Raw genomic sequence first — 10852 nt, forward strand, 5'->3', positions numbered from 1 at the left:
TCTGACTACTTTTTCTTTGAAGCATCTTCTCAAATCCCCTTGACAACTGCCATCCAAGCTTAACTTGTTACGAATGCAAAACGGGCGGCGTTATCGGCACGATTACTGGTGGACCAACTCCAAATCCAAGCATCTTCATCGACAAAGTAACCAACGGCGCGGACGGCGTTAACATTCTCGTAAATCAGCCGATTACCTGGACTTACACAGTCAGCAACACCGGCAACGTCCCACTCTCAGGCGTCAGCCTCACCGATGACAAAGAGGGAATCATCACCAACTTCAGTGGCGACGCGAACACCAACACCCTGCTGGATACAAACGAAGTTTGGACTTACACGAAAACCGGCACTGCCCAGGCTGGCAACTACAGCAACACTGGTAACGTTACCGGGACCTACAACGGCACACCTGTAACCGCTTCTGACCCCAGCAGCTACTTCGGTGCGGCTCCTGCGTTCACCATCGAAAAGCTGACTAACGGCTACGATGGCAAGGATATTTTGACAGGTCAGCCGATTACCTGGACTTACAAAGTCACCAACACCGGCAACATTGACCTGACTAACCTCCAGGTCAAAGATGACAACGGCACCCCCGCTAACACCAGTGACGACTTTGTAGTTGGCAGTATTGCCAGCCTGCCCGTGGGTAGCAACCAAACCTTGCAGAAAACGAGTACCGCCGTTGCCGGCCCCTACGCTAACATCGGCACGGCAAGCAATACCTACACCGATGGTTCGGGCAATAGCACCCCCCTCAGTGCCATCGACCCCAGCAACTACTTCGGTGCCAATCCTGCCTTGACAATTAACAAACTGACCAACGGCTTCGATGGCAAGGCAATTTTGGCAGGTCAGCCAATAACCTGGACTTACGAAGTCACCAACACCGGCAACGTTAACCTGACCAACGTCGAAGTCAAAGATGACAACGGCACCCCGCTTAACACCAGTGACGACTTTGTAGTTGGCACCATTGCCAGCCTCGCCTCCGGTCAGAGCACCACTGTCCAGAAAACAAGTACCGCCGTTGCCGGCCCCTACGCTAACATCGGGACGGCAAGCAATACCTACACTGATGGTCTGGGCAATCACACAAACGTCAGCGCCACCGACCCCAGCAACTACTTCGGCGCTCGCCCCAGCATTAACATCGAGAAAGTAACGGACAACTCTTCTGTGCAAGGGGATGCCCTGTTAATTCAGCAAGGTAGTCCAGTGACGTGGATTTATACTGTCACCAACACCGGCAACGTCCCTCTCTCTAATGTCCAGGTGACAGATGACAAAGGTGTGGTTCCTATTTACAGCAGTGGTGACACCAACCAAGACGGCAAGCTCGACCTCACAGAAAGCTGGGTTTACAATGCTAGCGGCACTGCCATCTTGGGCGGCTATCAAAATATCGGTACGACCACAGGTTCCTACACCGACGGCTTGAACAACCCCGCAACCCCGACAGCATCCGATCCTAGCTCCTACACAGGCGTGCGGTCTCTGGGAGCGCGGACACCAGGCTTCTGGCAGCGTTGGACTGATGTGTGGGATGGCAATGCCAGCAACGATTCCTCCTTTGCCGGCAAGTCAGATTTCCCAACCAGCGACATCCTGCTCTCACCTTACTCCGCGGCTACAGTAGATCCAGTCACAGGACAGACTGCCTTGGGCATTCTGGTTGGTGACTATAACCGGAATGGAAAGACGGATGCAGGTGAAAATACCGTGTTCTACACCCTTCAGGAAGCTCAGACCATTGTTAACGCTAACCAGAAAGTCCAGCAGGACGTTCGCTACACGATCGATCGCTCCTTGGTTGCCTCTTGGCTGAATTTCCTCGCCGTCAACCCCGCGCCGACTGGAGATATGAACCAAGCGATTACTTGGTTGCAAACATACACTCCCGACGAAAACGGCGATGGCAAGGGAGATGGGAATCTCTCCTTGCAGGCATCAACCTTCCGAGTCCCTGCGAGTTCCCCAGCTTGGGCAAACGCAACTAACACCTACAACGGATTGCCTACTGGCGAAGCGATCAACGGCAAGCTCGATTACTACAACAACACCGGAAAGTTCGGGACTCAGCCTATCTAGTGTTGGCATAACCTAAGTTGCTAGTTAACGCTAGTTGCTAGTTATCACCGCTACTGGCTCTTAAAGGGAAAGGGAAAGGGAAATAGCTTTTCCCTTTTTCTCTTTTTCCCATTTCAACTTTCAAACGCATCTGGCCAGCGAACAATTAAGCTTGGCGGCCCACATTTTACCCACTGCGATTTTTAGGAAAGGAAAATACCGTTCATGCCTATGGTGCAATTCAGAAAACTTGCGTGTGTTTAGCTAGAGAAAATCAGGAACTAGCAGCGGCAATACTTGATAATTTTGCCCTTGCTGGCAATATTGAAGATGTGCCAACAAATGCTCGAAGAACTGTGCAGCGTGTTAGGACACAGATTGATACCCTCTCTCACATTTTAGGAAGCGAAATGATGCACGCTGCACAAGCTATTGACTTAAGATGGCAAAAAAATCCTAAGTTGAAATTATAGATAGTCACTAAAAAATCTTTTAACAGTACAGACAGGTTGTTCCTTTCATGAAAAGCGATCGGGTGTTAACCTATGATACTTAAAAGTCATATTCATTTTTGAAAATCTATCAAAAACAGGTAGAATTATGTTTTTACAATTGTCGAAAAATTACTCGCTTTTGACTAGCTTAAGAACCATCTTTTATTGGCGTATAAGATTAGGAATGCGGTTGCAAAATAGAACTGGCTAGTCCCTAATTATTTCAACTTATATTCCTCCTCATCTGGAGCAGATAACTTCCTCGGAGAGACGCACGCAACAGGTTAAGTGTGCACCACCAAGATTAATAAAAAAGATATTAAATCCCCTAAATCGCTGGCGTAAGTTCCGTAATGGCTCACTAGGTAATCTCAAAGGGGGCCACTGGACAATTCAATCCAAGCTGCAAGGGTTGCTCCTAGGAGTTAGCCTCGGTTCTGTAGTGGTAGTTAGTGGGATTGGCTGGGGGGGTGACAACCCGCCTGAAACTCTGATGGAGTAAAGATTTAGTCAACTTATGCTAAAAAAAGATAGGTAGAAAGCGGGTTTCTCGCCACCGATGCGTCAGCCCTGAAACTGTCGGAAACGTTGATCTAAGCTAAATTATAAAAAATCCACCACTCTTCAATCCTAAAACCCGATGTCCCTCACCGAACAAATCCTCTCCCAACTGCCAGGAGACGCCCTCGGAGGCCTGCGAAAGGTCGATCGACTCTGGGAAAACCTCAAACAAAACACCGCACCAGCACCCCAAGCAGTAAAACACAGCCAACAACCCCTCGAAACCCTCGACTTCGACATAGTTATCGGCGGCGGAACCCTAGGAATATTAATCGGTACAGCCCTAGCCGTGCGGGGTTGGCGAGTAGCCTTGCTCGAACGCGGCACCCTGCGAGGCCGCGAGCAAGAATGGAACATTTCTCGCAAAGAATTAGACGCATTCTTAGAACTAAATTTGCTCTCTGTTGAAGAGATAGAAAAGGCCATAGCCACCGAATACAACCCAGCCCGCATCAGCTTTGCCAACACCCCAGACATTTGGGTGCGCGACGTACTCAACATCGGGATCGACCCAGTTTACCTCCTAGAAACCTTGAAACAGCGATTTCTCCAAGCCGGAGGCAAGCTATTTGAAAATACACCATTTAAAACAGCCACCATTCACCCCAATGGAGTCCTTGTAGAATCGGCAAATACCGATACACAACCTGCTACACATTTATTTAAAACCCGATTATTATTAGACGCAATGGGACATTTTTCCCCCATTGTCCGCCAAGCAAGACAAGGCAAAAAACCCGACGCCGTATGTTTAGTAGTCGGCAGTTGCGCTCAAGGATACCCCAAAAACGACACGGGCGATATATTTGCATCCTTCACGCCAATGCAAAATCAGTGCCAATATTTTTGGGAAGCATTTCCAGCGAGAGACGGCCGCACCACCTACTTATTTACCTACATAGACGCCGACACAGAAAGATTCAGTTTAGAAACATTATTTGAAGAGTATTTGCGCTTGCTTCCCCAATATCAAAACGTCGAACTCGAACAGTTAAAATTCCAAAGAGCACTCTACGGATTCTTCCCCTGCTATCGTCAAAGCCCTCTAAAAACGCCTTGGGATCGCATACTCCCAGTCGGAGACAGCAGCGGTAGCCAATCTCCCCTCAGCTTCGGCGGTTTCGGCGCAATGGTGCGCCACCTCAAACGCTTGACTCTAGGAATTGACGAAGCTTTGACAAGCGACAGTCTCAGCAAAAATGCCCTGGCACTTTTGCAACCCTACCAGCCGAATCTATCTGTCACCTGGTTGTTTCAGCGTTCGATGAGTGCTGCGATGAATCAAAAAATAGACCCTAATCAAATCAATCAACTTTTGGCTGCCGTATTTCAGGTAATGGAAGAGTTGGGAGAACCGGTACTCAAACCGTTTCTTCAGGATATCGTGCTGTTTCCGGCTTTGTCACAAACTCTGTTTAAAACAGCAATTAGCCATCCCGGATTAGTTATGAAAATCATCCCGCAGGTAGGAATAGCTAATTTGCTCGATTGGATGGTTCATTATGTAAATTTAGGAATTTATACGGGATTGCAGCCTTTGGGGAAAGCCGTAGAACCGCAGGTGAAAAATTTAGCGCCGGAGCAGCAATACTATTTTCACCGATTAGTTGAAGCGTGGCAATATGGCGCTGGAGGCGATTATTAATTAATTGTGGCCCGGGCATCTTGCTAGTGGCTAACATATGAACAGGCAAGATGCCTGTTCCACAACACAATATAATTTATTGATCAATTAACTGTGGCACGGGCATCTTGCCCGTGGCTAATATATGAACAGGCAAGATGCCTGTTCCACAACACAATATAATTTATTAATTGTGGCACGGGCATCTTGCCCGTGGCTAATATATGAACAGGCAAGATGCCTGTTCCACAACACAATATAATTTATTGATTAATTAACTGTGGCACGGGCATCTTGCCCGTGGCTAATATATGAACAGGCAAGATGCCTGTTCCACAACATAATTATATATGAACAGGCAAGATGCCTGTTCCACAACATAATTATATATGAACAGGCAAGATACCTGTTCCACAAAATAATTATATAAATCATGAGTCATCAAGGAGCTATAACTGCTAAAGCTTGGGGAATCACTCGGAATTTTGCAGGCGTGTAAGTTGTGATTTCACCGTCAGTATTAATCGGACGGCGTTTGCTAGTATTAACCTCAAATTCTTGAGCGTGCAAGGCGCGAACGTTAGGCGAACTGGTATAATTTCCTTGCCTCATAGCCGGCAGTAAACCAATGATTTCCCACCAGTTTTTTGTTTCCAAACTGTACAAATCCAGTCGCCGGTCGTCGATTGTGGCATCCTCGGCAACTGTCATACCACCTCCGTAATAGCGGCCGTTGCCAATGGCAATTTGAATAGTTTTAACCTTAAAAGATTGGTTGTTTATCTTAATTTCTGCTCGGAACGGTCGCGCTGACAAAATTGTCTGCAAAGCAGTAAAAGCATAAGCTAACACTCCCCAGCGCTGCTTCACGTTTTTAGTCAGTCGCTGGGTAATTTCCACGCTTAGTCCCACACTCGCAACATTAAAAAAATGTTGACCGTTAACCCAACCCAAGTCTATTAGCCGAACTTTACCGCTGGCGATTACTTGACACGCTGCGGATAAATCTGTAGGAATTCCCAGAGTGCGGGCTAGGTCGTTAGCCGTTCCCATCGGCAAAATACCCAACGCTAACTTGGTATCTATCAAACCTTCTATGGCGGCGTTGAGAGTGCCGTCCCCACCCCCAATTATTACTAATTCGACTCGATTTTGGTAGCGGCGAATAGTGTCGGAAAGTTCGTGGGCGTGGTCAGTAGATTCTATAATTAACTCAAAACCCAGTGCTTCTAATTCTTCAGTGGCTTGAGATAATAGCTTTTGCCCTTTTCGGGAGTGCTGGTTTACTAAAAGTAGAGCTTTCTTCATTTGTTAATTTTTAATTAGGAATATTGCGTATTTTAAATTACAAAAAGTATAGCTTGATGCTTTAACTGCATGAAATTAATGCTTTACTTCCATTTTACCAGTTATGATGGATTGACAAAAATGTTAAAAAATGGATAATTGTAGCAAAAGATTCGTAAAAAGTAGCTCCCTCCCGCTTTGACCTAGCAGCAAAAAACCTAGCTTCTCGATCGAACTTAATTTAAAATCATGTATAATTTTTTACAAAAAGCGCAAGTCGCTGCAGATCGCCAAAACTGGCCTGGGTTAGTCGAATGCTTGCAGCAAGTGACAGCCAAGGCCGGCAAGCCGCAGGAACAACACATTTTAGAGCAAGCTGTCAGTTTAGCAATAGAAGCCTTGGAATGGGGCGATTTTCAAGACCGCTGGGAAATTGCTAAAGTATTGCCAAATCTGGGAAATGGCGCGATCGCACCTTTAATTGCCGTGCTCGAAGACGAAGAGGCAGACACCGAGCCCCGGTGGTTCGCCGCCCGCATTCTCGGAAAGTTCGATCGCCCGGAAGTGATTCAAGCTTTAGTAGAATTGGTCAAAAATTCCGACGAAGAATTGAGCCAAATCGCCGCCGAAACCCTAGGGAATTTCGGCCCGACAGCCATAGAATCCCTCGCAACTCTCTTGCAGCAAGAAGACTCGCGACAGTTTGCCACAGCAGCACTCGCCCAAATTCGGCGCACCGAAACTATCCCGCCACTGTTGAGCGTAGTCGCAGACTCTCAAGTTGCGGTGCGGGCAGCCGCAATCGAGGCCCTGAGCAGCTTTCACGACTCCCGCATCCCGCCGGTACTGGTAGCAGCACTCAAAGATCCGGCGACAGCAGTCAGAAAAGAAGCCGTGCGAGCTCTCGGGGTGCGCGCCTATTTAGATGGAGAATTAGATTTAGTTAACTTGCTCAAACCTTTGCTTTCGGACATCCGATTAGAAGTTTGTCAGCAAGCGGCGATCGCGATCGGGCGAGTGAAAACCGATGCTGCAGCGGCTGCTTTATTTGAATTGCTGCGATCGCCAATAACTCCCGTTGAATTGCAAATCGAAACTGTGCGCGCCCTAAGCTGGATGGAAAATGCAACCGCTTTAGCATATTTGCATCAGACATTAAGGGCGCAATTTACTAACATAAATTCTACTGTTTATCAAGAGATAGTCACTGTTTTAGGGCGAGTAGAAAAGCCGGAATTAAAAACTGCTGCTGCTGAAATTCTGATTGATTTGCTGAAAACAAATCATCCGGCCATGCAAGAGGCAGTTAGCAAAAAATCTTTAGCTTTAGGTTTAGGAAAATTAGGAGATATGAGAGGGCTAGATGCTCTGATTTTAATGTTGGGCGACGCAGACAGCAGCGTCAGGTTACACTGCATGGCAGCGCTCAAACAGCTAGGTGCTGCCGAGGCCAGGCAGAAATTAGAAAGCTTAGTTAAGCAAGACAATCTTGAACCGAGATTGAAACAAGGAATTGCGATCGCCCTGGAAGAATGGCAAGAAAATTAATCAAAAGATACAATACCCAAATCCCCAACTTCTTGAAAAAGTCGGGGATCTAATAGCTATCGCATCTTTCTTCTTCCTGACCTCCGTTACATCCGTTAGAGAATCTGTTGCCGAACTTCCTTCGGCTAGATCATCGATTTTCTTTGTGAATTTGGGCGATCGCACTTGTCACTCGCTCTAAATCTTCATCAGTTAAATTAGAACCAGAAGGCAAGCAAAGCCCGTACTCAAATAACTCTTCAGACACGGCACCGCCCATACATTCGCAATCAGCAAATATTGGTTGTAAGTGTAAAGGTTTCCAAACCGGACGCGCTTCTATTTTCTCTTGAGCAAGTGCTAAACGAACTTGTTCTCTATCTGCACCGAAAGTGGCCGGATCGATCGTCAAACAAGTCAGCCAGCGAGTAGCTTTTCCAAAAGCAGCTTCCGGCATAAATTCAATTCCCGGCAAGTTTCCTAAAGCTTGTTTGTAAAAGTCAAAATTGCGCCGTCTCGCTTGAACTCGCTCCTCCAGAACCCGTAATTGACCGCGACCAATTCCCGCCAAAACATTGCTGAGACGATAATTGTAGCCAATTTCTGAATGTTGGTAATGAGGAGCGGGGTCACGGGCTTGTGTGGCCAAAAAACGAGCTTTTTCTACCAGTTTTTGGTCATCGGAAACTAACATTCCGCCGCCGGAAGTGGTGATAATTTTATTACCGTTGAATGAGAAAATGCCGATTTTACCAAAGCTTCCAGGCGATCGGTTTTTATAGCTAGCGCCTAGAGATTCTGCCGCATCTTCTATTAGCGGAATTTCATAAGCATTGCAAGCTTCTAGAATTGGATCGATATCGCAACTTTGACCGTAGAGGTGTACGATTACAACAGCTTTGGGTAATTTACCAATTTTTGCTCGTTTGTCAAGTGCCGATTGCAACAATTCGGGATTCATGTTCCAAGAAGTGCGATCGCTATCAATAAAAACTGGTTTTGCGCCAAGATAAGTAATCGGGCTAGCAGTTGCAATAAAAGTCAGAGTCGAGCAAAAAACCTCATCTCCTGAACCGACACCAATTAATTGTAAAGCCAAATGCAAAGCTGCGGTTCCGGAACTAACAGCCGCTGCGTGTTTAGCGCCAACTACCTCGCAGAATTCTTGCTCGAAAGCATCTACATGGGGGCCAACGGGGGCGATCCAGTTGGTATCGAAGGCTTCTTTGACGAACTCCTGTTCGAGGGAACCCATGTGAGGTGTTGAGAGGAGGATTTGTTTTATCATTACTTTTCCTATTGCTGAACAGTAACAAGCCGATCGCACTTTGAACTTTTTATATTTCCTTCAACCCTGAGCCAACTTTCATTAGGCTTCTCTCCGTTGGCCCAAGCTATTAACGCTGCGGGAATATTTGCCCCTGCCATCTGGGAAAATGGGTATCCACCACCAAAACGCGGGTTTAATTCTAACACGCATAAACCTTTTTGTCCCACCATTACATCGCAGTCCAGGTTGCCGATATGGCCCAATGTTTGGCCAATTGTTGCACCTAACTGTTTAATTTCTTCATTTTCGACCGTCACAGCCCGATCCGTTTCTCCGGCTCGCATGGTCAGCTTCCGCTTGACAAAAGTCGTAATGTATGAACCTTCTAAATTATTGATAATATCCAGACCGTGTTCTTGTCCGATTACTCGCTCTTGAATTAAGATACACCGATCGGGATCGGAGGAACTTACTTCTGCTAAGAAGGATCTCATCAGCGATTTTTTAACAAAGCGATAAGCTAATTCTAATTCTTCATCATCTTCAGGATATTCAATCCCAATTGATGCACTACCCCAGCGGGGTTTAACTACTAAAGGAAAAGATATTTTTCCTTGCTGAATTGCTTCGCGTGCTTCCGCGAGGGAAAGATAGGTTTGTGGGGCAGCAATGCCTAGTTTTTGTAAGAATTGAAAGGTCGCAAACTTGTCAAAACAAATATCGATAGCTTCTGGAGAAGAAACAACTGGAATCGTTCCTATTGCGAGAAAGCGATCGCGTTGTTTTGCTAGGTAAGGTAATTCTAGATCGTTCAGCGGTATCAGCAAGCGCACCTGCTTTTCCTGACAGATATCCAGCAACTTCTCGAAGTATTCGCTATGATTTATCGGCGGCAACAAAAAACTTTCATCAGCTTCTTGTAATGTCGGTGCTTCCAAAGTAGCATCACCAGCAAATACTTTTCCTCCATTACCTAGTGCTTCTTGGAAGAATTTCAACAGATAGTTGCGGCGTCCCGCACAAGTCAAGATTACATTCATATTTTTGATGGTTGGTGAACAGCCGATTCAATATTGAACTTGCAGTGTCCCGTACAAGTCAATAGTACATTTATGTTTTTGTTTCTTATATCACATAAGTAGAGAACACATCCTGAGAAGTTTCTCGCCGTCTGATTAGTGTATACTCGTTCTGGATAGAGTCATAGCTAATTATGGGCGGATTCGGGCGAATAAATGGTGGTTTGAAGACTACAGTATAAGCACCCATATTCTCAAAAACGGCATAATCTCCAATACCTATTTCGCCGGAATAGTCCTTGTATAAACAATCATGTTCCATACAAGTATATCCAACTATATCTACTTGTCCTGCAAGTTTTCTTTGCTCGGCATTTTCATCGTTTCCGTAAACTCGCAAGGACAGATTTTTATCAGTCCCCGTTGGTTTCACGTTGTGGACACTACCAACCACTAGGGCAATTTGACGCGACCGCACAGTTTTTATTCCCACAACTTTTGCGACAAAATTCAATACATCGGAGACAATAGCTACACCCGGTTCAATAATCAATTCCGGCCCAGAGTTATCGCGATATTTGCTTTTTAATTGGGGCGCAACTGCTTCGGCATATTCGTGATATTTGGGAATATAGCCATCAAATTGACTCTTTAAATCCTCAGTCATTTTGCCGTAGAAACCGCCACCTATATCGATAAAATTCGGTTGTTTATTCTTGAAATAATAATCGGTTAATTCTAGAATTCTCTGAGTACGACGCGCGTAGGATTCAGTGCTTCTTGCCGCAGTGGAAATGTGGCAGTGCAATCCATCGACAGAACAATTATTTAATGCTGTCAATCTTTTGAAAGCACGATCGAGTTCGCCTCCTGCTACATCAAACCCAAATCGAGATATGCGAGTGGTGTCAATCTCGAAATTATAGTTATTTCAAATAAAAATGAGACACTAAGTTGCACAATAAGCGCGAATAATCTCATCAAGAGATGTGGCAGAA

Annotated in this window: 8 protein-coding genes; 4 read left to right on the forward strand and 4 right to left on the reverse strand. The window is 45.9% G+C overall.

The window, feature by feature from the left end; genetic code table 11:
• Positions 1-131: 131 nt before the first annotated feature.
• The 3 genes from QUA90_RS29210 (at position 132) to QUA90_RS29220 (ending at position 4772) form a co-directional block, all read left to right on the forward strand.
• A complete protein-coding gene (locus tag QUA90_RS29210) occupies positions 132-2093 on the forward strand; it encodes a DUF7507 domain-containing protein (RefSeq protein ID WP_445300152.1) in 1962 nt (653 codons plus the stop codon).
• 173 nt (positions 2094-2266) lie between these two features.
• Complete coding sequence (locus QUA90_RS29215) at positions 2267-2545, forward strand: aromatic amino acid lyase (RefSeq protein WP_333389653.1); 279 nt, start codon at positions 2267-2269, stop codon at positions 2543-2545.
• Positions 2546-3206: 661 nt separating this feature from the next.
• Complete coding sequence (locus tag QUA90_RS29220) at positions 3207-4772, forward strand: FAD-dependent oxidoreductase (protein WP_333448654.1); 1566 nt, start codon at positions 3207-3209, stop codon at positions 4770-4772.
• A gap of 420 nt (positions 4773-5192) precedes the next feature.
• Here the strand turns inward: QUA90_RS29220 and QUA90_RS29225 are convergent, their stop codons facing one another.
• The gene (locus QUA90_RS29225; RefSeq protein ID WP_333448655.1) at positions 5193-6059 is read right to left on the reverse strand and encodes a lipid kinase; all 867 of its coding nucleotides are present in this window, start codon (positions 6057-6059) and stop codon (positions 5193-5195) included.
• Positions 6060-6287: 228 nt separating this feature from the next.
• Here QUA90_RS29225 and QUA90_RS29230 point away from each other — a divergent pair, with 228 nt between their 5' ends.
• Positions 6288-7586 (forward strand): HEAT repeat domain-containing protein, encoded by a 1299-nt coding sequence (locus tag QUA90_RS29230; protein ID WP_333448656.1) that lies wholly within the window; start codon positions 6288-6290, stop codon positions 7584-7586.
• Positions 7587-7716: 130 nt separating this feature from the next.
• Here the strand turns inward: QUA90_RS29230 and QUA90_RS29235 are convergent, their stop codons facing one another.
• The 3 genes from QUA90_RS29235 to QUA90_RS29245 all read right to left on the reverse strand — a co-directional run bounded on the left by QUA90_RS29235 (position 7717) and on the right by QUA90_RS29245 (position 10767).
• Positions 7717-8853: an aminotransferase class I/II-fold pyridoxal phosphate-dependent enzyme gene (locus tag QUA90_RS29235; protein WP_333448657.1), complete on the reverse strand. Its 1137-nt coding sequence runs from the start codon at positions 8851-8853 to the stop codon at positions 7717-7719.
• 8 nt (positions 8854-8861) lie between these two features.
• Positions 8862-9875, reverse strand: a complete 1014-nt coding sequence (locus QUA90_RS29240; RefSeq protein ID WP_333448658.1) for an ATP-grasp domain-containing protein — start codon at positions 9873-9875, stop codon at positions 8862-8864.
• A gap of 85 nt (positions 9876-9960) precedes the next feature.
• A complete protein-coding gene (locus QUA90_RS29245) occupies positions 9961-10767 on the reverse strand; it encodes a hypothetical protein (protein ID WP_333448659.1) in 807 nt (268 codons plus the stop codon).
• Positions 10768-10852: the final 85 nt, after the last annotated feature.

It is taken from the genome of Microcoleus sp. D3_18_C4, from assembly GCF_036702355.1.
Taxonomy (GTDB): domain Bacteria; phylum Cyanobacteriota; class Cyanobacteriia; order Cyanobacteriales; family Microcoleaceae; genus Microcoleus.

What these genes read in the sequence shown, in the direction of transcription:
- QUA90_RS29220 (WP_333448654.1), top strand. Translation starts at nt 3,207, where the DNA reads ATGTCCCTCACCGAACAAATCCTCTCCCAACTGCCAGGAGACGCCCTC.
- QUA90_RS29225 (WP_333448655.1), bottom strand. Translation starts at nt 6,059, where the DNA reads ATGAAGAAAGCTCTACTTTTAGTAAACCAGCACTCCCGAAAAGGGCAA.
- QUA90_RS29230 (WP_333448656.1), top strand. Translation starts at nt 6,288, where the DNA reads ATGTATAATTTTTTACAAAAAGCGCAAGTCGCTGCAGATCGCCAAAAC.
- QUA90_RS29235 (WP_333448657.1), bottom strand. Translation starts at nt 8,853, where the DNA reads ATGATAAAACAAATCCTCCTCTCAACACCTCACATGGGTTCCCTCGAA.
- QUA90_RS29240 (WP_333448658.1), bottom strand. Translation starts at nt 9,875, where the DNA reads ATGAATGTAATCTTGACTTGTGCGGGACGCCGCAACTATCTGTTGAAA.